At 61.4% G+C, this 22,596-nt stretch carries 20 protein-coding genes, 1 tRNA gene and 1 pseudogene; 6 read left to right on the forward strand and 16 right to left on the reverse strand.

From position 1 onward, the window contains the following. Positions 1-36: 36 nt before the first annotated feature. Positions 37-1,143: a hypothetical protein gene (locus LGH82_RS18595; RefSeq protein ID WP_227344132.1), complete on the reverse strand. Its 1,107-nt coding sequence runs from the start codon at positions 1,141-1,143 to the stop codon at positions 37-39. 185 nt (positions 1,144-1,328) lie between these two features. Here LGH82_RS18595 and LGH82_RS18600 point away from each other — a divergent pair, with 185 nt between their 5' ends. Together LGH82_RS18600 and LGH82_RS18605 are read left to right on the forward strand one after the other, a co-directional pair. Next, complete coding sequence (locus tag LGH82_RS18600) at positions 1,329-2,225, forward strand: D-alanyl-D-alanine carboxypeptidase family protein (protein WP_227344133.1); 897 nt, start codon at positions 1,329-1,331, stop codon at positions 2,223-2,225. Between the two features lie 240 nt (positions 2,226-2,465). Then, the gene (locus tag LGH82_RS18605; protein ID WP_227344134.1) at positions 2,466-3,392 is read left to right on the forward strand and encodes a DUF1003 domain-containing protein; all 927 of its coding nucleotides are present in this window, start codon (positions 2,466-2,468) and stop codon (positions 3,390-3,392) included. Between the two features lie 55 nt (positions 3,393-3,447). On the opposite strand, the gene LGH82_RS18610 is transcribed toward LGH82_RS18605, so the two are convergent. Beyond that, positions 3,448-4,035: an IMPACT family protein gene (locus LGH82_RS18610; protein ID WP_227344135.1), complete on the reverse strand. Its 588-nt coding sequence runs from the start codon at positions 4,033-4,035 to the stop codon at positions 3,448-3,450. Between the two features lie 264 nt (positions 4,036-4,299). On the opposite strand from LGH82_RS18610, the gene LGH82_RS18615 reads away from it, so the two are divergent. Next, a tRNA-Arg gene (locus LGH82_RS18615) sits at positions 4,300-4,376 on the forward strand. A 116-nt stretch (positions 4,377-4,492) separates the two neighbouring features. Here the strand turns inward: LGH82_RS18615 and LGH82_RS18620 are convergent. The 8 genes from LGH82_RS18620 to LGH82_RS18655 all read right to left on the reverse strand — a co-directional run bounded on the left by LGH82_RS18620 (position 4,493) and on the right by LGH82_RS18655 (position 14,245). Then, positions 4,493-5,527, reverse strand: coding sequence for a tyrosine-type recombinase/integrase (locus tag LGH82_RS18620; protein ID WP_227344136.1), 1,035 nt, complete (start codon positions 5,525-5,527; stop codon positions 4,493-4,495). A gap of 40 nt (positions 5,528-5,567) precedes the next feature. After that, positions 5,568-6,011: a helix-turn-helix domain-containing protein gene (locus tag LGH82_RS18625; protein WP_227344137.1), complete on the reverse strand. Its 444-nt coding sequence runs from the start codon at positions 6,009-6,011 to the stop codon at positions 5,568-5,570. 8 nt (positions 6,012-6,019) lie between these two features. Further along, positions 6,020-6,256 carry a hypothetical protein gene (locus tag LGH82_RS18630; protein ID WP_227344138.1) on the reverse strand — a complete coding sequence of 79 codons (237 nt, stop codon included), beginning with the start codon at positions 6,254-6,256 and terminating at the stop codon, positions 6,020-6,022. A gap of 103 nt (positions 6,257-6,359) precedes the next feature. Further along, positions 6,360-7,670: a hypothetical protein gene (locus LGH82_RS18635; protein WP_227344139.1), complete on the reverse strand. Its 1,311-nt coding sequence runs from the start codon at positions 7,668-7,670 to the stop codon at positions 6,360-6,362. Next, positions 7,667-10,417 carry a DEAD/DEAH box helicase gene (locus tag LGH82_RS18640; protein ID WP_227344140.1) on the reverse strand — a complete coding sequence of 917 codons (2,751 nt, stop codon included), beginning with the start codon at positions 10,415-10,417 and terminating at the stop codon, positions 7,667-7,669. The genes LGH82_RS18635 and LGH82_RS18640 overlap by 4 nt, the downstream gene beginning before the upstream one ends. Continuing rightward, on the reverse strand, positions 10,417-11,382 hold the full coding sequence (locus LGH82_RS18645; RefSeq protein WP_227344141.1) for a hypothetical protein: 966 nt from the start codon (positions 11,380-11,382) through the stop codon (positions 10,417-10,419). The genes LGH82_RS18640 and LGH82_RS18645 overlap by 1 nt, the downstream gene beginning before the upstream one ends. Next, complete coding sequence (locus LGH82_RS18650; protein WP_227344142.1) at positions 11,348-12,622, reverse strand: site-specific DNA-methyltransferase; 1,275 nt, start codon at positions 12,620-12,622, stop codon at positions 11,348-11,350. The genes LGH82_RS18645 and LGH82_RS18650 overlap by 35 nt, the downstream gene beginning before the upstream one ends. A gap of 357 nt (positions 12,623-12,979) precedes the next feature. Beyond that, a complete protein-coding gene (locus LGH82_RS18655) occupies positions 12,980-14,245 on the reverse strand; it encodes a tyrosine-type recombinase/integrase (RefSeq protein ID WP_227344143.1) in 1,266 nt (421 codons plus the stop codon). A 352-nt stretch (positions 14,246-14,597) separates the two neighbouring features. On the opposite strand from LGH82_RS18655, the gene LGH82_RS18660 reads away from it, so the two are divergent. Both LGH82_RS18660 and LGH82_RS18665 read left to right on the forward strand, forming a co-directional pair. Next, entirely contained in the window at positions 14,598-15,356 is a 759-nt protein-coding gene (locus LGH82_RS18660; protein ID WP_227344144.1) for an SDR family NAD(P)-dependent oxidoreductase, read from the forward strand. Positions 15,357-15,525: 169 nt separating this feature from the next. Further along, positions 15,526-15,756, forward strand: coding sequence for a hypothetical protein (locus LGH82_RS18665; RefSeq protein ID WP_227344145.1), 231 nt, complete (start codon positions 15,526-15,528; stop codon positions 15,754-15,756). A gap of 31 nt (positions 15,757-15,787) precedes the next feature. Here the strand turns inward: LGH82_RS18665 and LGH82_RS18670 are convergent, their stop codons facing one another. After that, complete coding sequence (locus LGH82_RS18670; protein ID WP_413771373.1) at positions 15,788-16,819, reverse strand: sugar-binding transcriptional regulator; 1,032 nt, start codon at positions 16,817-16,819, stop codon at positions 15,788-15,790. Between the two features lie 150 nt (positions 16,820-16,969). Here LGH82_RS18670 and LGH82_RS18675 point away from each other — a divergent pair, with 150 nt between their 5' ends. Next, complete coding sequence (locus LGH82_RS18675; protein WP_227344146.1) at positions 16,970-17,776, forward strand: hypothetical protein; 807 nt, start codon at positions 16,970-16,972, stop codon at positions 17,774-17,776. Positions 17,777-17,779: 3 nt separating this feature from the next. Here the strand turns inward: LGH82_RS18675 and ptsP are convergent. The 5 genes and pseudogenes from ptsP to LGH82_RS18700 form a co-directional block, all read right to left on the reverse strand. Beyond that, positions 17,780-19,755, reverse strand: a pseudogene (gene ptsP, locus LGH82_RS18680) (phosphoenolpyruvate--protein phosphotransferase). A gap of 55 nt (positions 19,756-19,810) precedes the next feature. Next, positions 19,811-20,191, reverse strand: a complete 381-nt coding sequence (locus LGH82_RS18685; protein WP_227344147.1) for a PTS glucitol/sorbitol transporter subunit IIA — start codon at positions 20,189-20,191, stop codon at positions 19,811-19,813. Between the two features lie 25 nt (positions 20,192-20,216). Next, positions 20,217-21,221, reverse strand: a complete 1,005-nt coding sequence (locus LGH82_RS18690; protein ID WP_227344148.1) for a PTS glucitol/sorbitol transporter subunit IIB — start codon at positions 21,219-21,221, stop codon at positions 20,217-20,219. Between the two features lie 13 nt (positions 21,222-21,234). Then, a complete protein-coding gene (locus LGH82_RS18695; protein WP_227344149.1) occupies positions 21,235-21,996 on the reverse strand; it encodes a PTS glucitol/sorbitol transporter subunit IIC in 762 nt (253 codons plus the stop codon). 55 nt (positions 21,997-22,051) lie between these two features. Then, complete coding sequence (locus LGH82_RS18700) at positions 22,052-22,489, reverse strand: transcriptional regulator GutM (protein WP_227349634.1); 438 nt, start codon at positions 22,487-22,489, stop codon at positions 22,052-22,054. Positions 22,490-22,596: the final 107 nt, after the last annotated feature.

A 22,596-nucleotide genomic window follows, 5' to 3' on the forward strand; every position in this document is an offset into this window, starting at 1 on the left:
GGAAATTTCAAATCCCGCGATTGGCGCCGCCCTCACTTACATCGCGGCGGGCTGGCCAATGCGCAGGAAACCATCGTCGAAAGCCACATCGTCAACCGAGTCGTCTGCTGCGAGGATACGCATCCGCCCTTGCGCTGTCGCGATATCGCGTGGCGGCTGGCCTGACGACCGCGGCACGGCACCAATGACATGGCGGAACGAGACGTTGTGGCCTTCGCCCAGCACAAAGGCCGTCGCGACGCCTTCATGCTTCAGCCAGTTGTCGCCGATCGAGGCGGCGTGGCCGACGGCGGCGCGGCCGTCCTCGATGCCGAGCACGCCAATGTGGCGGCCATTCCACGGCGCGTAGTCGCGCCCGCCATTGCTGACCCAGAGCATGGTGATGGGCAGTTCGGCCGGGTTCTTCAGCACCAGCACCAGATCGGTCTCAGCGTGGCGCGCCAGTGCCGTCCAGCCCGGCCCGCCATGGTCGGCCTCGACCAGCGTTATGAAATCCTCGCGCTTCTGGTCCATGCGATAGTCGGTAAGGTCGATCGTGCCGCCGGCGCTGGCCGGGAAATGGGTGAGGTCGGCCGCGCGCGCCGGATAGGCGAGCAGGAAGCGGCCGCGCGAGGGGTCCGGCTCCAGCGGGTCGGCCGGTGTCTCGGCGAAGCGCTTTGGCGAGAAGGCCAGCGTGCCGCCATCCTTCATCGAAGTCATCGGATGATGGGCGACGGAAATCGCCCCGGAGCCGCCGGTAAAGACATGCTCCTGGTAGAGGAAAGGATGGTCGTCGCGCAGGGTGAGGATCTTGTCGACGCTGGCGCCCATAACCTTGCGCTGAAGCCGGAACACGGCGCGCCAGCCATCGGTGGTCGCCTTGCTGTCGACGACGTCCCAGGCGCTGTTGGCCGGCCAGCCATGCAGGGGGGCGGCCTCGACATCGCTGCGCGAAAACGGTGCGCAGAGGAAATCGCCGGACAGATGCACCGTGCCTTCCGGCAGGTCCTGCGGCAGCGTCCCGCTGATATCCCCGACCCAGGGTGCGCGGTGCAGCGGCTTCAGCCGGCGTCCGTCCCTGTCGATGACCATGTCGGCGAGATGGCCGACCGCGAGATCGACCGAAACCGAGATGCCTTTTGCCTTGATTGTGATGGTGTCCATTGCGCGCCTCGATTCTGATGCCGCCAGCAGAACCCGTTCGACGCCGGTTGTGCAAGCGTCGTGATCCGCATTTCACATCAAGCGCCGCTAAGCGAACGGTGGACCGCGCGTTAACCAAATGGACGCAGCGGATGGGTTACGCTAGCGTTCGCCCAGCAACAGCCTGCTTCCAGAATAGATACGCCTTGCCCCATTCGCGCTTCCTTTCGATCATCCAGAAATTCTTCGCGGCGCTTGCCTTGGCCGTGTTCGTTGCCGGCTGCGCGACGACGGCGCCGCCGCCCGAAGCGGTGCTGTCCGTGCCGGCGCCGGCGGCGCGCTATGCGGCCATCGTGGTCGACGCCAAGACCGGCAAGCAACTGTTCGAGGTGAATTCGACGGCGCAGCGCTATCCGGCTTCGCTGACCAAGATGATGACGCTTTATCTCTTGTTCGAGGCGATGGATTCCGGCCGCGTCAGCAAGACGACGCAGATTCCGGTTTCCGACCACGCCGCATCGCAGCCGCCAACGAAGATGCGCTTCCGGCGCGGCGAGACGATCGATGTCGATTCGGCGATCCGGGCGATCGTGGTCAAATCGGCCAATGACGTGGCGGTGGCCGTCGGCGAATATCTGGGCGGCAGCGAAGACCAGTTCGCCGCCATGATGACGGCCAAGGCGCGCCAGATCGGCATGACCAGCACCGTGTTCCGCAACGCATCCGGCCTGCCCGACGACGACCAGCACACGACCGCGCGCGACATGGCGGTGCTGGGCATGGCGCTGCATAGCCGCTTCCCGCAGCATTTCCACTATTTCTCCGAAAGCGACTTCATGTTCCGCGGCAAGCTTGTGCGCGGCCACAACGACATGCTGGGCCGCGTGCGCGGCGTCGACGGCATCAAGACCGGCTATATCCGGGCGTCGGGCTTCAACATCGTCACCCATTATGACGCCGACGGCCGCCAGCTGATCGTGGTGGTGATGGGCGCCGACAGCGCGCGACAGCGCAACGACCATGTCGAGGCATTGATTCAGCGCACCCTGTCGCCGACATCGGCGGATGCGAACACGAAGCTGATGTTCGCCGAGCAGCAATAGTCCACGACGTTGAAGGCGGCGGCCGGTCGAAAAGCCCGTGGCCGGGCATTGCGAGCGGCTGATGGCAAGGACCCCGATCAAGGTCCAGTGGACCTTTTGAAGGCGCTGGCGCCCACGCGGCCCGCGACCTTCATATAACCGACTAAAAAACATGGCATAGGGCAGGAAATCCAAGCCGACGGTGGATATGGTCCGCCGTTGGCGTATTGTCTCTCGCAGCGCGACAGCAGGAGCCCGCACATGAGCACCGTCCCCAAGGCGCCCGAGGCCAAGGCCGCGGCCAATCAGAACGACACCGGTGGCGAATATCTGGAGGCGCCCACCATCGGGTCGCACGATGAGAGCGGGATTTCGGACGAGCACCTCGAAGCACCGGAGGTGCCGGACTCGGAGCCAACCGGACCCGGAGCCACACGCGGAAAGCCGAAGAAGCTGTCATCGGCGATTTCAGGCAAGAAATTCCACAAGCGCGACCTCGTGCGGGTCGATGACCTGCGCCCGAGCCTTGCGCACCGGATCCGCACCGATCATCCGGATCTGCCGTCCGGCGCCCGCATCAGCCGCGAGGAGCTGGGCCGCTACCGCATGCGCTACACGGAGGAGCTGCTCCAGCAGGAACACGGCGAATTCTCCGAGCTGGACCGGCAGGTGGTGGAAAGCATCGCCAAGCAGGACACGATTTCCGAAAACAGCGAGGAGGAGTTCGAGGAGCACAGGACTTTTGCCGACCGCGTTTCCGACAATATGGCGGCCTTTGGCGGCAGCTGGTGGTTCCTGATCTCGTTCGGCGGTGTGCTGCTGGTGTGGATCTGCATCAACCTGATCGAGGGCACGGTCAGCGCCTTCGATCCCTACCCCTTCATCCTGCTGAACCTGCTGCTCTCCTGCATCGCCGCCATCCAGGCGCCGATCATCATGATGAGCCAGAAGCGGCAGGAGACCAAGGACCGCCTGCGCTCGTTCAACGACTACCGGGTCAACCTCAAGGCCGAGTTGGAAGTGCGGCACCTGCACGAGAAGCTGGACTACCTGATCTCGCGCCAATGGACGCGGCTGGCCGAAATGCAGCAGATGCAACTCGACGCCATGCACGAACTGACCGGCGCCAAGACGCAGAAGCGCGCGCCACGCCGGCGGCGGGCGGTGAAGAGCAAGGCGGTGCAGTAGGCGCTCCTGCCAATCTCATCACCGGCCTCACGATCCTCGACGTTGCGGCAGGGTATCAATCCGGCAGCAGGACCGTTGCGCGGCCACTGGAGAGATCGGTGATCATTCGCGCGATCGACGAGGCTTCAACCTCAGGGACCGCCACGGTGAGTTCCGCGCCATTCGCGATGAAATTGTCATGCAGGATTCGAACCCCAGGCGATGCTGCCAGCCGCGCCTGGACCAGGGCCAGATCGGAAAACCCACATGTGACAGTCGCTTCGACGGTCACGACGATTGGAATTCTGATGGCCGCTCGAAGACACGCGGAGGCGGTGCCACCATAGGCACGCATAAGCCCGCCACTGCCGAGCAAGATGCCTCCGAACCAGCGCGTGACCACGATGGCGACATTGTCGAACGACTGACCGTCGAGCGACTGGAGGATTGGCTTTCCAGCCGTCCCGCTTGGCTCGCCGTCATCGCTGAACCGGTAGTTGTCACCGACACGCCATGCCCAGCAATTGTGGTTCGCCTCGAGAACCGAGTGAGCGGTTACAAATTGCCTTGCGGCCTCCTCGGTCGGGACAGGTCCGGCAACCGCAAGGAAGCGGCTTTTCTTTATCTCCTGCCCGAAGGTCGCAGGCTGCTCAATGCTGAACATCGCGCTCCTTTCGACTGCAACGCCTGGTGCCGAACCGCAGATAACGCAACGCACACCCCAATGGTAGCACTCGGTTCAGCAGCATCGCAGATCCGAATGCCATCCGGCACATCACGGCACCCGGCAGGACGCGAATCTATGACCTCTGCCTTCGGAGGGCAGCGCTACTCCATTTCGCCGTTGAAGCCCGCGCCGGCTTCAGCTAAGAAGCCGTGGCTTGCCGGTTTACCGGCTGGTTCGTTTTCCGGATCGCCGATCCTGAAGGCACCCGTAGCTCAGCTGGATAGAGCGCTGCCCTCCGAAGGCAGAGGTCACAGGTTCGAATCCTGTCGGGTGCGCCAACAACCCCTTGAAAATACTAACTATTCTCCGCCGCCGCCGCCCGCGCCGCGACTGGCTAATGGTCGGGGTAACACCGGGGTAACACAATCGCGTGATTCCGGTTCCTGAATTGATGCTAGGCGGCGGACGCGCGCTTACCTATTCCTGCGATCAACTCGCGTTGGGTGTAGCCCGGCAATGTGCCGTAGCTGGTCAAGGTTATGAGGGCGCCATCGTGCCCAAGGTTCTGAGACCAAGCCTTGTACTCGGCGGGCGTCGTGCAAACGTGGCTGCCGAGTTGCGCCAGGGTGTGGCGGAAGCTGTGCGGCTTGAAGTCGGGATGGCCGGCCGCTGCGCAGGCCTGCTTGAAAACCTTCCGAATGGGGTCGGCGTTTGCCCAGCACTCTTTCTTGAGGCGTGGCGGCAAGACTTCGCCACCGGCACCGAAAGCGACTTCGGTCTGCGGAAACAAGGGATCGGTCGGGCCGAAGCCGTGCTCGATTTCAAGCTCCCGCTTCCACTCGGCGACGATTGTAGCGAAGTCGTCGCCTACCGGGAAGAACCAGGTCGGGAACGTCTTGCCGAACTTGGTGCGCACATCGCGCGCGTCTTGGAACAACTGGCGATCATCGAGGTCGAGGTGCTTCAGCAACAGCGAGGCAGTGGCGTTGTCGCGTGCGCCGGTGACGGCAATAATCGCTACCAGCGCCCGGTTGCGCCGTTCAACTGGGGATGTCGCAGGCATTGCCGCTACCATCGCCCTGATTTGCTCGACCGTCGGGACCAGCATGGGCCGGGACGCGCGGGCAATGGCCTCGTCGCGGCGAGACGGCTTGAAGTAGTCGGCGTGCGTCCTCACAAGTCGGTTGCGAAATCCCTTCTGTTCGGACAACCAAATGATGAAATCCCGCATCGCATAGAGGGTTGAGGTGATCGTCGCCTTGCTCAGTCTTCGGTTGCCGATTTTGGTATTGAGAGTGGCCAGGTGCTTCTTGAAGTTGGTTGCCTGTTCGATCCGAAACTCGCTGAAGCCCTTGCGCCGGGTGTAATCTTCGAAGCGGTTGAGAGACGCGACAATTTGGTCGATCGAGTGTTCGCCGAGTTGCCGGGCGCCGCGCAGGTAGGCGACATAGCGGTGCTTGAGGCGTTCGTTGGCTGCGTTCAGTTCCATGCTTCAAGGTCCTTGTTCCGAAGTAACAGTCTGGAAGGCATCAGGCACTCCCCTCTATGGGTTCGGGGCCGGGCCTGATCGTTACGTCGATTTCTGTCGAGAACTGCTTCAGCCGCGCGGCATTGACCCGCTGGGCCATCATGCGGTCGCAGGCCGGGCAGATGGCCACCAGCGTTCCCACCGACGCGGTCAGCTGCGAGTAGTCGGCCATGTCCGAAGCGGGGCGGCGTGGCGCGCGGCAGGGGAGGCAGTACATTTCGTCCGGGCCGCAGACCCGCTTCGCCGACCCGCGACGATCCGCATGAAAGCGGTTCAGCGCCGTCCCATGAATCAGCACCGGCTTTCGTGCGTCGAGTGGCTTCAGTCCGTCGGCAAGCCAATGCCGAACCGTGTTTCGATGGACGCCATAGAGTTCGGCGGTCTCTACGATTGTGAAGCAGCGCAGCGACTTCGCCAGTCGCGGGTTGTGGCGCCGGTTTGCCATCGTGACACCTAGACCGCGACCGACGTGGACCGGCGCGGCGTGCCAATCCGGCCTTCCGCCCAAATGTCGAGGTCGGCCGACGCATAGATCGGAAAGCGACCTGCTTTGCGATAGATCGGGCCGCCGCCGACGACGGCGAGTTTGGCTAGCCACTTAGCCGAGCAGGGGATTCCCCAGGTCTGGCGGACATGGTGTGCGGCGTCGGCGCGACGAAGGTAGCGCTGCGTTGCTAGCGGTTCGGCCATTTTCGGTATCTCCAGTGCGCACCGGCTTTCCGGCGGCTTCTGAAACACCTTTTGGCAGCGTCTCGTCACCCGAAACAGCTGACCCGAAATATCACCTGTCGGATTATTTCGGGTGCGCTTGCAGGGTTCGGAAGCGATCCCGAATCTGGTTCTCGACGGTCTTCGGCTTCGGGCGGGGCGATTGTGGGTGTTTATCTCTCAGCCACGCGACCAGCTCGACAGATTCTTCGCCTACTTTAATCTTCATTGTGCCGTTGTCAGCACGCCGTTCCAACTCGTCTAGGATGAGATGCATCGAAAGGGCCGGACGTCCAGGCGCGCCCGTCTTCGTCGCCTCACCCACCGCGAACGGCCAACGCTGGCGCACGTCGCCTCGCTCGACCATCAACTGGGTCCAGTGGTCCTTCTGTCGGCTTGTCAGGGCGTCGTCGAAGCCTTTGCGCCAATGCTCTTCGTCCACATAGGGATATGATCGAAGGTAGATGGATTCGCTCAGCATCATATCAATCGAACCTTCAGCGTGTGGATAGTCGACGACACACCCTGCAAAATGGAAGCTTGGCACCGGCTCCCGCGCACCCGAGCGAAGGCCAACGACTCGGATCTTCTCGGATGCAATCGCGCCGAGCAGTTGGTCAAAGGCGGGCTGCCATCGGGTCGTATCGGCCGGGTCGAAATCGACCGCCCCGCCTTCGGTCGCAATCCATTGCGCAGCGCAATAGAGTGGCATGTAGCCGTCGCCTACGGGCGGCATCACCGGCGGCAAAGGATCATGTTTCTCTTTCGGCTTTCTCCAAAAGAATTGGATTGCCTTGGCAGGTAGCAAAACATCCCGGTATCCGCTGCCGAGCAGGCCACGCCTGACTTCATCGACTTCGCCTTTGCCTTGCACTGGCACAAGCTCATTCCAGTCGAGCGCTGGTATCTCGACGCGGTGTTCGGTTTCGAAATCTATACCACTGGCGACAAAAAACCCCTCGCGCAGGGCAATCCATAGCGCCTGCCGAGCGTCCTCGACTGTCATTTGCTGCTCGCGAACCCCTGCCACTCGATCGTACGCCGACCGTATACTAAGCAGGGCCAGCGTTGGCCGCGATCGGCCTTCGAGAAACCAGCCCTCTTGCACGGCTCCATCCGGTCCCACCCGCCAGCGTCGCCAAATCCAATGTGTGCAGGCTTTGAGATACGGCTCCCACCAGTTGCGCACCTCGTCGAGGTCGAGATAGCTGATCCACGCAACGGCCATTGTGATCGTCCATCGCGACTCCGCTTCGGGGCGATACTCTTCATGCGCTGGCGTGTGGGACAGACTGCCCAGCCCCAAGCTTACCGCCTCGGCGTCCGCTTCATCCCCGGTGATCTCGCCGTATTGGGCGCGTTCGAAAAGCTGATCGCGCTGGTCTTGTGGGGTCATCGCAGCGTGTCTTCAGATTGCGGTTTCCGGGGGGACGACGAGTCGTGGGTGTCCTCTTGACTCCTCAGGGCTTTGTACTCTCGAAAGCCATCAATGAGCTGCCTTAAGGAGGTGGGCTTGTACTTTTCGAAACTTTCCTGGTCCACGTAAACAAAATCATAGGTCACGTCGGACTGTACCCGGTTGATGTCCTCGCACCATTGCCGCAGGCGTTCCATTTTCAGCGGCACGTCCAAGTCCTCAAGGCCCTTGGTTTCGAAGATCACAATGCGCTTGTCGGCCAGCTTCACCAGGAAGTCGGGATAGTAGTTGGAAATGTTGCCGTCGGCGTTGACGTAATCCAGTTTGAAATTCACGGCGAAGTAGTTCTTGGCGTAGGATACGACATCGGTGCAGGACTCAAGGAAGCCAGCAAAAACCAGTTCCAGACGGCTGTCGCCGATGATCCGGTTGAAGACGCTTTTCTTCGACACCAGATAGCCCTGCTCCTTAACCACGAACGGGCGGGTCTGCCGCAGCTTGATGGTGTCGCGGATTTCCGCATCGCCCTTGTCCTTCACGGTCAGGGCGTTGATGGCCTTCTTGAAATTCTCGATCAGCGTTTTCGTCGCGGACAGTTCGGAAAGGTTCCGCAAGGTGTTCGGGCTGTCGAGGTCAACTGCGCTGTCGAACAATTCCGATTGCACGAAGGCTTTGATTTTCCCGTAAAGCACGTCGTAGCCGCTAATCAGCCGCAAGTCCTTCATCACGGTCTTGGTGAAATATCCCAGAACGCTGCGGTAGTCGGCAATCCCGGCCGTGTCGAGAATAGTGGTGTGCGTCACAGCCCCGGTCGTGATGTCCTTGAACACGATTTCGCGCTGTTCTTCCTCGCTGAACATTCGGTAAGGGACGCGCTTATGGCCGAAGGCGGTTATATCCAGGTCGCCGAGTGATTTATACTCGCGGTAGATGCGCGGGGTCATCACCGGAATCTCGATGTCGAGGGCGTCCATGTCCTTCTTGTCGTTGTCCTTCTCGACCTCGATCACCAGGGGGGTCTTGGGCTTCGTCCCCTCGCCCATTGCCTTGCGCTCAAGCTCGACGCCCTCGGCCTGGATGGACTCGACAAACTCCATGAAGGCGTCGGTGCCGACGACGCTGACATATTCCTCGATGCCGCCCGGATACATTTTGCGCAGGCCGCGCCCTAGGGTCTGTTCGGGGAGAATGTTGCTCTTGGCGGCGTAGGCCCGCAGCCCGACAATGGTGGTGACGTTGCGCACGTCCCAGCCCTCTTTCAGCATCAGGACCGACACGATGGCCTTGTAAGGGCTGGCGGGGTCGTCGATCTCGTTGGCCTGTTTGCGGAGTTTTTCCAATTCCTCCTTCGCCTTGCCGGACGTGGATTCGGAAATTTCGCCGTTGGCCTTGGTGTGAATGACCAGGACCGCGCCCTTGAGATCGGGATAATGGCCCTCAAGGTAGTCCGCAACGTCGTCGCAGTTGCGGGTGTCATCCGTCATGATGAACAGGATGGCCTTCTTGTTGAGCTTCTCGTGTTCGGCGTGGGCCTTGCGCCACTCGATCACGCCCAGGTCGATATAATCGGCGTATTTCTCGGTGTATTTGGCGCTCTGGCGCTCGTGCAGTTTTGCCCGGCTGGCGGCATCCGGCAGCACGGGATGCTTGACGACGTTCTGCGAAATGGCTTCGACGAGCGGATAGTCGGCCACGGTCTGCACGAAAATCGCGCCGTTAGTGTGCTTCGGCGTTGCCGTCACATCGACTTGCAGGGACAGCGCGGACCCTTTCTGCAGGAGCCGGTTGTGAATGTCCTCAATCGACTTGAACCAGGCCAGGCGCGAGTCATGGATATGATGGGCCTCGTCGTTCAGCACCATCAGCTCGTCGATGTCGCGGACGATCATGCCGAGGTCCACCTTGGAATCGGTGGTCGCGCCGGTCGGCCGGGTGCCGAGGAAATAATCCATCGTGTTGTCGTCGTCGGGCGATGATGGAATGTCCTCGCCCGCGTAAACCCGGTGAATGTTGGTGAGGAAGATGTTGCCGGTCGGGTGCGTGATACGCACCTCGTCCTGAACATGCAGCGTCAACTGGAAATCGTCGCGCCAGTTGCGGCCGTCAAAGCCGTTATCGGGGATAACCGGGTCGTCGAAAAACAGACGCAGCCCCTGAAAATCCTTGTAGATGCGGTCCAGCACGATGATGTTGGGCGCAATCACCAGGAAGTTGCGGGCCAGTTTTGAATCCGGCTCATAGAGCTTGTGGTAAAAGCTCCATGCGAGGGCGAGGCTCAAAACCTTGGTCTTGCCCGCGCCGGTCGCCATTTTGATAACGAAGCGCCGCCATGATTCATCGAACAGGCTGGCGGAAACGGCCCCGCTGCTGTCGAAGCGCATCAGGTCGAATTTATCGTTCACGCCCACAACGTCGTAGAGATAGATAATCGTTTCGAGGGATTCCCTCTGGGCGAAAAAATACTGAAACTCGGCCATAGTGCCGTCAGCCTGCGGCATCAGGTGGGGCGTCTTGAACCACCAGTTAAGCAGGCTCCGGCTGGTGTCGGACGCGCCGACATAGCCGCCGTTACGGAAGTCCTTCACCTTCTGGCGCAATGCCGCCACAAGCGGCGGCATGAGCTTTTCCATGCTGGTTTCGCGCAACGTCTCATCGGCCGGAAACCACCGGATAGAGGGGTCGAGAATGGCGTGGGGATCGCTCGGAAAATCGGGATGCAGCGCCATTATTTTTTCGCTCCCACGGTCACTTCGGCAATCGTCATGGTGTCGTTGCCGAAGATGTCCACGACCTTGACGGCGATCTTGCGCCGTCCTGCCGGGCATTCGTGGAAGACACTGGTGAGTTCAAGTTTCCGGTCCTTCTTGGTGCGGAAGGACTGCCATTCGTTCTCGAAAATATAGTCGCCGGTCCACGATTCCTCCCATTCCCCGGTGTCGGGATTCTGGGTGCGGATGATCTCCCGCTTGTTTTCAAAATCGAAGTCCACGGACCAGTAATCAATCCAGTCGGTCCAGTTTTGGGTCAGCGTTTCGCGGGTGACGATGCCATCCTTGTCCTTGCTGACTTTGACGATCTGACCCTTCTCGACGACGATCTTGCTGCCCTTGTCCTTGAGGGTGGCTTCGGCATTGGCGATGGAATCCTGCGAGTAGAACACCGAAAAGTCCGTCAGTTCGACCGCGACGCTGCCGCCTTTGACGTGCGGCTTCACCTCGATGAACGACACGTCATGGAACACGACCTGGTTCTTCTCGACGGCTCGTTTGTCGAAAACGTCGGCCGGAATGTATTTCGGGGCGATGTCGATGCCCTTGCCGCGCGCCTCGTCCAGCACGTTCGGGAATAGGCCCATTTCAAACTCAAAGCCGAGAATATCGACCTTGGTGATGTGCTTCTTACGGCATTCGAGGATGATTTCCTCGACGAATAGCCGCGACACCGGCATATTGACCGGGCCAACGGCAACGAGCCGTCCGGCCTTCTTGCCGTGGAAGCTGGCGAAGCCATCCGTCCGCTCGGCGCGATAGGCCCGTAGAATGAGGTCCAGAAACGCCGCCTCTTTTTCCTCAAGCTGCTTCTGGCGCTGTTCCTCACGCAAATTAGGGTTCACACCGACATAATGCTGGCGCTCGTATTTGCCGAGATTGAGGATTTCAAAGGCGCGGTAGTCCTTGCCCTCGGCCTTCAACCCCGCGCTGCACACCGATCATGCGCTTACGGGTCGTGTGTACGGAAAACTTGCCAAGGTCGCTAACGATCCATTTGCGCCCCAACTTTTCAGCCACTGCTGCCGTCGTGCCTGAACCAACAAAAAAATCAGCGACCAAATCGCCTTCTGCGGAAGACGCTTTAATAATTCGTTCAAGCAACGCTTCCGGCTTTTGAGTTGGGTATGCAATGCGCTCAATTGCCATGGCATTTACTTCAGAAATGTCGGCCCAAATATCAGATATCGCCTCGCCGTTTTGTTCATCTAAATATCGTTTCAATCCAACTTTTCCTGATGGATAGTCGTATATTTTGCCAACCTTTCTGAATTCTGAAATCGACTTTTCCGAATAGTCTCCAATATCACCAACACGATAACGGCGGCCATCAGGCTCCAAATTTGTAAACTTTGACGCTATATATTCTTCGCTGTATTTCTTGTATTGCGAAGACCACGCATAGGAATCTTTTTTGGTATAAAACAGAATTTTGTCGGATGATCGAGCAAACTGCGCAGACTTTGCTCGCGCGCCCCTTGGTGGTTGCCTTTTCCAAGTGATGTCGTTGCGAAAATATTGACTTCCGAACACCTCATCCAAAACAAGTCTCAGGTAGCCATTTACTCGCCAATCACAATGAACATAAATTGACCCATCGGCCGCAAGAAGATCGCGCATCAAAACAAGCCGCTCATAAATCATCGCAATAAATGAATCTGCGCCGCGACCCCATGTGTCGCGGTAAGCGATCTCCTCAAGAATATTTGGCTTCTTTGTAAACGTGTCGCCGCCGATCTCGATGTCCATCGAAAAATCCGCGCCAACGTCGAACGGCGGGTCGATGTAGATCATCTTCAAGCCACCCTGACGTTCAATTTCCTCACGCAGTGGCCCGTTTTTCAACGATGACAGGATTAGTTTGTTATCCCCCCATATCAGCTTGTTAGTCCAACCTTTAAGCTGCCGCCCCCGGCTGTCGGTGGAAAATAGATCATGTTGCGCGGCGGTGTCTTCTGGCTTCTCCGCGCGCGGCTCGTCCACCTGTTCGATGGTCTGAAAGGGCAGAACGACGTTGCTGACCTCGCTGGTCTTGCCGTTCCAAACCAACTCGACCTCGCGCTTGTCCTCGAAAAGCAGAAAGCGGTATTTCTCCGGCAACGGCTTGTCGGCCTCGACAAACCGGATGATGTCTTGCTGTTCCTGCTCAGTCAGCCGCGCCATTTAGTTCCCCCGAGAGGTGCCTGATTCCGCCTCCCACCTTTCTAGCCGCGTTCGGCTACGTTGGCCAAAGGGCAAATAATCCGAGGAAGCGAATTCTGGTCTTGGCACTGCCGATGAGTTGATCAGATGACGACAGGACACAACGCGTAGATAGGCTGGCCTGACATGAGGAACGGCTTATCGGCGTCGGAACCTATGACAACGTCATCCAGCCATGGATCGTAGACCATCGCGTCTCTTGCAGGTATGGCATGACTTGCGTACGAGCGGCGCAAATGAAGTGATCCTGGCCGCCCTGCAAGGCAGCACGCTTTAGACATCCTAAGCGTTTCCCCGCGTGTGCGGTCGAGCTAAACCTCAGTTTTTCTTGCGCGTCCTGCCAAGTGCTATCACTTCGGCGCTTGGGTTGCTGGCGAATGCTGCCTGCACTGACTTCGAGATTGCGTCAGCGGCCACTTTCACCGGATCGTCCGCGAGGTGTGCGTAGCGGCTTGTCGTCTTGACGTCGGCATGACCAAGAATGGCACCTATGACAGGTAGGGCGTCGCCGCGCGCCAGCCCCACCGACGCGAAGCTGTGTCGCAGGTCGTGCAGCCGGAGATCGGGAAAGCCAGCTATGGTACGAACACTTCGCCAAATCTTCTCGACACCCTGGAAGTGACTGTCACCCTTTGCCGCTGGGAAGACGAAGGTACTGCCCTCGATCACCGCAACGCCCGCCAGCACTTCGCAAGCCGGCGCTCCGATCGGGATCACCTTGGCGCCGGTCTTGGAATCGCCTAGCCGCAGATAGCCGCGCTCAAGATCAACTTCCGACCAGCGCAGCGCCGCAATCTCGCTTTTGCGGGCGCCGGTGAAGGCGAGCAGACGTATGATCGCCACCGCCGACGGATTGGCGCCTTCGGCTTCAATCGCGGTCAAGGCGGCGCCGACCTTACCCAGTTCGGTCGGCGATAGGAACGTCTCGCCCTTCTTGTCAGCATAGCGCTTCACCCCACGCACCGGATTGTCGACGCGAAGTTGGCGCGACACGGCGAAGGTCATGATGCCGCCGAGCAGGCCAACCGTGCGCGTTGCGGTCCCCTTGCCGCCTTCGACGATGGCTCGGCCATGTCGCTTGGTCTTCTCGTCGGCGGCGGTCTTTCCTTTCGCCACGTCGCGCATGAACTTCTCGACGTCGGTCCGGCTAATCTCGCCGATCCGCTTCATGCCGAGCAGCGGCTTGATGTGGCGCTCGATCCGGCCCCGGTCTGTCGCGATGGTGCTGGTCTTCTTGGTTTCGCAGCCTTCTTGCAAATACAGGTCGCAGACCTTGGCGAACGTCATTTCGGCGCGAAGCTTTGCTTTCTCCGCTGCCCTGTCCTGCCCTAGTTCGGCTTGGTTGATGATCGCCTTTGCTTCGTTGCGCGCCTTGTCCGCCTCGATCTTGCCGACAGAACCGATCGTTACGCGGCGCAGCGGCGTGTTGCGCCCTCCGGTACGATAGACCGCGACGAATGACTTCGATCCGCTGGGCCGTACCCGCACTCCGAAGCCGGTCAACTCACCATCCCAATGCACGTAGTCCTTGCCCGTCGCCTGAAGGGCATCAACCGTCCGCTTGGTGATCCGACCCGCAGCCATTTCCGTCCTCCATCTGCGCCCGGTTTTCCGCTGGGATAACACCGGGGTAACACCGGGGTAACACGCCGTAGGGAATTCGAGGAAACAGTGAGAAAGACGATATTGCAGAAAAGCCTTGATACGCAAGCATTTTTGGGAATTCTAGAAATCTTGAGAACCTGTCAGAAATGCCGGACCATTGCCCTCCGAAGGCAGAGGTCACAGGTTCGAATCCTGTCGGGTGCGCCAGTTTTTCGGTTCCAAAACTCCTTCAAATAACCCGAAGACCAAAATCTTAAGCCGAGTGTGGTGATTTCGCGCGCCAGTTTCGAAGCATTCGCTGATTGCACGAAAGCCTTCAAGGGAGTTGGGCATGAGCACCATCACCACCCGCCGCGCCCTCATCACCGGCGCCGGCGCTCCGGACGGCATCGGCTTTGCCATCGCTCGCCAGCTGGGCAAGGCCGGGCATTCGGTCTTCCTCACCGGCGCCAGCGCGCGGGTGCTTGATCGGGCCAGGGAGCTTTCGGCGGAGGGTATCGATGCCGTTGCGGCGGTCGCCGATCTCACTGTTGCCGCTGATGTCGCTGGGTTGCGGGAGGTCGTCGGGGCGGTCGATATACTCATCAATAACGCCGGGATGGGGTCGCTGGCGTCGCCTTCTGTCGACAAGGCGTTCCTGTCGATGACCGAGGCCGACTGGGACCAGGGCATCGATGTCAGCTTGAAGACGGCGTTCCTGGTGACCCGGGCGTTCCTGCCTTCGATGGTCGCGGCGGGTTATGGGCGGATCGTCAATGTGGCGTCGGTTACCGGGCCGCTGGTGTCCTTCGAGGGCACCGCCGCCTATTCGGCGGCGAAGGCCGGCATGGTCGGCCTGACCCGGACGCTGGCGCTGGAAGTGGCGAAAAGCGGCGTTACAGTCAACGCCGTGGCGCCGGGCTGGATCGAGACGGGTTCGTCGAGCGAGATGGAGCGGATGGCGGCGTTGCATACGCCGCCGGCGCGGGCCGGGCGACCAGATGAGGTCGCGGCGGCGGTGGTGTTCCTGGCTTCCGAGGGCGCCAGCTATGTCAACGGCACCCTGCTGGTGGTCGACGGCGGCAACAGTCTTCAGGAGCGCAAGGGGTAGCGGCTACGCCGCGTGATCCGGAATGGGTCAATTTGTCTGGCATCGCAATTGCACTGTAGGTATTGGCCGGACATCGAAGAGACCGGCCGATCCCCCGTGACCCGTAGGCTCGCACATGCAGCCAGGCGGGCGATTTGACCGGTTGCCTATGATGCGCTCCCTGAAATCCATGATGATCGCCGCGCTTGCCATGATTGCGATGGCCAGTTCGTCCCGCGCGGATGATGACGACGCCTACTTCGCTTGCGTGATCGGGACGGCGGAAGCGATCATGAAAGACCAGGCGCAAAAGGATGCCGCCGCAGCGCTGGACAAGGCTTACGCGCAATGTCAGCCAATCGTGGTGACGCAAGGCGCTGGCGATCGTACTGAAACCGCAAGGCATTCCCTACCAGTGTAGCCACGAACCTGCCGTATCACCAGGCAGCGCCTCAGGAAGCAGTCCGGACCCCATCCACGCCATGCGCTTCCAGCATCCGCCGCGCGCTGTCCTCGTCGGTGATGAGAATGGTCGGCGCGATGAGGTGCATGGCTCCGAGCAGGGCTTCGATCTTTTCGGGGCCGCCCGAGGTGAGGATGCGGATCGGCGCCTTGCGCAGCCGGTCGACATCCACCGACATCACCAGGCTGTTGATGGGGTGGTCGACCAGATCGCCATTGCGGTCGAAGAAGTGGAACAGGAGGTCGCCGACGGCGCCGCGCGCAAGCAGGGTCTCCCGGTCCGCTTCCTTGAGAAAGCCGCCGCGAGAGAAAGTGGTGGCCGAGGCGATGCCGCCGACGCTCAGCAGAACGGCATCGAGCACATTGGCCATCTCAAAAACCTCCTGCAGGCCGCAGCGCTCGACCAGCGCGATCTTGGTCTCGACGCTGTCGACGACAGCTGGCGTCGGGATAAGGTAGCCGTCGCCCTGGAAGATCTGGGCGAAGCGCCAGGAGAACTCAGCCGGGTTGTATCGCCGCACGACGCCGACACCGCCGAGCAGCGAGATGACCTTGAAGTCGGTGAGCGATTTGGCACTGATGAAGGGCAGGCTCGCGAACAGCGTCCGGCCCCAGCCAACACCGACGCGCATGCCGGATTTCATCATGTCGGACAGAAAACTGCCGGTCTTGGCGGCGATGGCCGGGATCGGGTCCGCATTGGGGGCGGAAAGCGGCGCCACCAGCGCCTGCTGCAGGCCAAAAGTCTTCTCCAGCGCGCGTTCTAGCCGGACGATCTCCGACAGTTCGCTCTCGATGCTGATCTTCACCTCGTTGCGCGACCGCGCCTCCGCCAGCATGCGCACGATGGTGACGCGGCCCACGCCCAGCACATCCGCGATCTCGTTTTGCGTCATCTGCTCGACGAAATACATCCAGGCGGCGCGGATTCTCAGGCGGTCGGTGCGGCTCTCGCTGACGAGATGCTCCGGCGTCTCGGCCGCGCCTTCGGTTTCGCTCTGTCGCCGCCTGCCCACGCCCATTCCCTCTCCCCTGCGCGCCAGCCAACGCGCTGTCACCGATTCTGCATGCGCGTCTAGTATCGCCTATTGATCGACCAATCGATAGGAACAATGTAGGGTCAGCGGCAGCCACCTGGCCGCACCCCGCAGAAGATTTTGAGGCGATCCGCGATGCTGCGACAAATATCCGAGGATGTCCGCGTCAACCTGAAGGACCGGCTGCGCGAGGTGCGCGACGCCATCCGCCAAAGCCGCCATGACGGCGCGGGCGAGGCCTTGCGCGAAGCCACCAGCCATTTGCCGCCCTTTCCGGGCAAGGGCATAGAAGGCCTGCTCAGCCATGCCGCGAGCGCCGTCGACGACGCGCTGTCGCTGGCCGAATCGCTGGTCCCACATGAGCGCCCGGCCAAGGTGGACGGCACGACGGTGAAGAGCCTGCGCAGCTATTTCCCGGCCGGCAACAAGGACCAGCAGCTTGGCGGCGAGCGCCTGTTCCGGCGCGACATGTATTACCTGGCAAAGGCCGTGCTTGCCGAACTGAAGGTCGCGGACGCCCGCATCCATGAAGCGAATTTCGCCGCGGTCCACGCCTCAATGCGCAAACGGCATGCCGACCTGCTTGCCGCCCTTGCTAGTGATGCCGACCCGTCCGGCCAGCTTTCGACGGTCGCGGCCACTTGCTCGGCGCTGCTGATGGAATTCCTCGGCCACCGGCCGATCCGCTTCAGCGAGGCGGCAGTGGACATGCCTGCCGGTGCGCATGGAAACGCTGTGGATATTCGCTGCCTCGCGCCGCTAGCGCTGGCCTGCGGCCTGGCAACCATCGCCACGGATGGCTCGTCGGAGCCCGACATGCTGGAGATCGCGGTGCTGGCGGCCAATGTCCGCCATGACCGCATCCTCCAGGCCTGCGCGAAGGCGGACCCGATGAGCGAGCTGACGGCGGTTTTCGCCACGCTGCTCGCCCATCTGCCGTAATCGTCAGACTTCAGCCACCATCGCAGCGATCGTCTTCTTGGCGCGCTGGATCGAGGCCGGGCTCATCGAGAGTTCGGTCAGGCCCATCTTGACGAAGATCGGGATCAGGTCGGGACGGCCCGCCGCCTCGCCGCACATGCCGACCATGATGCCGGCGGCGACGCCGGCCCTCGCCGTCAGCTCGATCGCCGACATAACCGCCGGATTGGTGACATCGTTGAGCCTGGCCACCGTCGGGTTCAACCGGTCGGCGGCCATGATGTACTGGGTGAGATCATTGGTGCCTATGGAGAAGAACGACACCTCCTTGGCCAATGCCGGCGCGATCAGCACGGCGGCAGGAGTCTCGATCATGACGCCGAGGTCGAACATGGCATGCGCAACGCCCTCGGCCTTCAGCTCGGCCGCGCATTCCTCGACCAGCACGCGGGTCTGCCGGACCTCGCCGATGTCGGAGACCATCGGCAGCATCACCTTGATGTTACCGTGCACGGCGGCGCGCAAAAGCGCGCGCAGCTGTTGCTTGAAGATGTCGGGCCGGTCGAGGCACATGCGGATGCCGCGCCAGCCTAGGAAGGGGTTTTCCTCCTCGGGGAATTCGATGCCGGCAATCGGCTTGTCGCCACCAATGTCGAGCGTGCGCACGATGACCGGATGCCGGGCAAAAGCCTTGGCCAGCGCCGAATAGGTTTCCGCCTGCATGTCCTCGGAGGGCAGATGCATGTGGCGCATGAACAGCAATTCGGTGCGGAACAGGCCGATGCCCATGGCGCCGGCGTCCAGTGCTGCCTCGATCTCCTCGAGCGAGCCGATGTTGGCGGCGACCTCGATGACCGTTCCGTCCGCCTGGGCGTCACGCCCTTGAACACGGTCAGCCCGGCGCGCTCCCTGGCGGCGGCTTCCACGCGATCAGCGAAATCGGCTGTCGTCGCTTCGTCGGGATCGATGATCACGGCGCCGGAATTGCCATCGATCGCCACCTGGCGGGCCGTGCGTAGCGCGTTGACCATGTCGCCAAGGCCCAGCACCGCCGGTATGCCGTGCGAGCGAGCAATGATGGCGATATGCGAGGTGGCGCCGCCATGGCCGCAGACCACGCCACCGATGCGCTTGAGCGGCGCGCGCGCCAGGTCCCAGGCGCCGATGTCGTCGGCGATGAGGATTGCGCCTTGGGGGATATTTTCCAGGCTGACGTCGTCCTGTCCAAGCAGCGCCAGGCAAAGCTGGCGGCCCACTGCCTGCACGTCGTCGGCTCGCGCGTTGAGATAATGGTCGTCGACCGCGCTGAAATCGCTGGCGATGGTCGCTGCCGCGGTGACGACGGCCGAAACCGCATCGGTGCCGCCCCTGATCTGGGTCTCCGCCTCGCCGGTCAAGGTGTCGTCGGCGGCGATGTCCCTCAACGCCGCGATGATACCACGATCGCCGGCCGACAGGCTGTCCTGCGCCAGCGCGCGGTCCATGCGCGCCTGGACGGCGGCCACGGCGGCGCGGAAGCGCTCTATCTCGCCGCCGATCTCGTCGGCCTTGAGCGTGTGGGCCTGCGCCGTGATTTGCGGCGGGAAATGCGCGAAGGCCGGGCCGATGGCCACGCCCTCGCTGGCCGCCACGCCGCGCAGGCTGCCGGCGCCGGCAGGCTCTGTTTTCAACGACTCGGGCGCGGTCGCCACTGCTTCCGCTGCACCGCCCGCCGGGCTTTGAGCCTCGGCCTCATCGTCGAGACCCGCCTTCGGGTTCTCGAGATAGCCGATCAGCGCTTCGACCGCTTCGATGGCGTCCGCGCCGGTCGCGCGGACGACGACCTCCTGGTTTTCCTTGACGCCCAGCAGCATCAGCTTGACCGAGCTCTTGGCGCTAACCGCCTTGCCGTCCTTGATGATCTCGACATCGGATTCGAAGCCCTTCGCCAGCTTGACGAAGCGGGTGGCGGGACGGGCGTGCAAACCTTCATGCACTCTGACGATGGTCGAGCGTTCCATGGCAAATACTCTGCTTTTCTTGGCGCCGTCACAACTCAGGGGCGGCGCGAATTCGTTAGGCGGCGATGGTGATGATCGCGCCGGCCTTCAGGGCGGCCACGAGCGCCTGGGTATCGACTAGCGATGCGCAGATCTCGCCCGGCCTCTCGGCCTCGGTGGCGCCGTTGAACGAGATGACGACGTGGCCCATCTCGAGGACCTTGCTCCATGCGCTGGAGCCGACGGCGGTGATTACAGCGGAAACATCGCCAAAGCTGATCGACGCGCCCCTGGCGGGCGCGCCGTCGCTCGGTCCGTGCTCCGTCTTGTGGAGCACGGAGACCTCGGCAAGCTCCGGCGGCGAGCCATCCGCGAACAGGATGACCACGCCCCCTTCGGCGAGATCCGCCACTTCGGGCCCGATGGCAGTGACCCGTGTTCTCAACAGAACAGTCATATGGCGAACCTCATTCTTGTTTATCCTAGAACACAATCAGGCTGACGACCCATGCGATCAGCACGGATACGGGGCCCATGATCTGGCGGCTGATGAGCACCGCCGGAACACCTATCTCGATGGTTTTCGGCTTGGCTTCGCCGAGCGCCAGGCCGACGGGGACGAAGTCGCAGCCCACCTGGGTATTGTAGGCAAACAGCGCCGGCAGCGCCATTGCGGGCGAAATCGTGCCGTTGGCGATCTGCGGGCCGATGATGGCAACGCCGATGACCTGGGCGATGACAGCGCCTGGCCCGAGGATGGGCGACAGGAACGGCAGGCCGCAGATGGCGGAGATGATCAGCAGGCCGACGATGTTGTTGGCCAGCGGCCCCATCGGTTGTGCCAGCACGTCGCCGATGCCGGTGTAGAGGATCAGGCCGATGAGCATGGTCACGAAGGCCATGAACGGCAGCACGTTGCGAATGACCTGGTCGATGGTGCGACGGCCGGCATTGAAGAAGATGCCGACGACGCGCCCCATGACGCGGCCTATGGTGCTGATGAAGCCGATAAGGCCGCCTTCGCTCGGCAGCGGTGTCGGCGCCGCAGGCGCATTGCTGTTGCTTGAACTCATCGATGCTGCTCCCCCGGCAGTGGTGGTCGCTTCGGATCCATCCGCCATCGTGATGTTGGCCGGCTTCACGCCCGAAACGTAGATATCCTCCGTGATGAACTGGGCGAGAGGCCCAGACTGTCCGACCGGCGTCAGATTGACGGTCGGGATACGCTTGCGCGGATAGACGCCGCATCGTGCGGTACCACCGCAATCGACGACGACAACCGCCATCTCGCTTTCGATCGGCGGCGCCCTGAAGCCGTCGACGGCTTCGCCACCGGTCATATCGGCGATGAGCTGCGCCACGGGGTGAATGCCCCCGCCTGTCACGGAGACGACCTTGCTGCGCTGCGCGGTCGGCTCGATCACGAGTGGGCCACCCCAGCCGGTGTTGCCTCGGGAGATCTTTACGGCTTTGTATGTCTTGGCCATGATGTCCTCCCTCCTACAACTCAACGCCCTGGCGGCGTGCCATGATGGCGGTGATGCGTTCGGTCAGCATGCCCTTGAGCAGGATGACGACGAGGCCGACGATGGCGTACCAGATCGCCACTTTCACGTGGTAGCCGGCAAAGACGACGCCCTTCTTCTCGAGCTCGAGCAGAGCCACGAGGATGCCGCCCCAGACGAAATATTCGCCGGGGTTGATGTGCGGGAACAGGCCGAGTGGCGGATGCACGTAGGACACGGCCGCGTCATAGAAGGCCGGCTTGTGCTTTTCTTCCAGGAACGACCCGAACGTGTAGGCCATGGGATTGGTGAGGAAGAACACCGCCAGCACCGGCAGCAGCGTATAACGGGTCAGCGCGATCCTGCCGGCGCCGCGCGCCAGGCCATGCACGCGCTCTTCACCGACCAGTTCGGTGATGGCGTAGAAGGCCGTCATCAGCACCACAAGCGTGGGGATGATGCCGGTGACGAAGCCGGCGAACACTTCGCCGCCCTTCTGGAAGATGCCGATGAAATACTTGCCGATGGCGGTCAGCCAGCCGAGCTGCTCTTCCTGCTGGACGTCCTTCAGCTTTTCCTTGAACTGGTCGACGGTGATGGGTCCGCTGTCCGCTTGCGCGAGGACAACGAGATGGTCAGAGGCATGCTCGACAGCGAGCTTGCCATGCAAGGCAGCATCCGAAACCATGGTGCCCGCGACATGCAGGTTGTGCACGGCCATGTCGGCATGCTGCGCCAACAACGAAAATACAGACATTTCTCCTCCTTATTGCCGCGCCTGCCGGTTAATCCCAGTCGGCGCGCGGCGTCCTCTAGGCCCTTGCTACATTCAAACCGGACAAACCCGGCTTCTTCCCCGGCTCCGACCGTGATTTGTCGATCTGTTCGATCGCCCGTTTCACGGCCTCGGCCACACCGGGTTCCCCCTCCCCCATGATCGCAGGGTTGGACCGGAGTCTATCGAGGGGAACGCCCTCGAATTCTTCATGCCTCTTGAATTTGGTGAACACCGAACGGCCGGTCATCACCATCAGGCGACGCACGACCAGGTCGGGTGTCACCACAACCAGGGCTATGGTGCCCTTGGCGAACCGGCCGCGAAAATTGCCGGCGCCGACAAATCCATCCTTGTACTGATCCGTGACGCCCCTGAAGACATCGGAATAGTGTCTCATCTGCAGCCAGACGCCGAGCGATTGAAGCGCCCAGACAATAACCAGCAGAAGCAGTCCCCACTGCCAAATCGCCATTTCGGTTTTCCTCCCGAAGCCTCCGTCGACTCGCAGTTTGCAGCAGTGCGAGGCAACGTCAAAGTGAGAACATTTGTTTCCGCGAATGTCAATATGTATGATAATAT

Origin of the sequence: Mesorhizobium sp. PAMC28654 (genome assembly GCF_020616515.1) — a bacterium.
Taxonomy (GTDB): domain Bacteria; phylum Pseudomonadota; class Alphaproteobacteria; order Rhizobiales; family Rhizobiaceae; genus Mesorhizobium.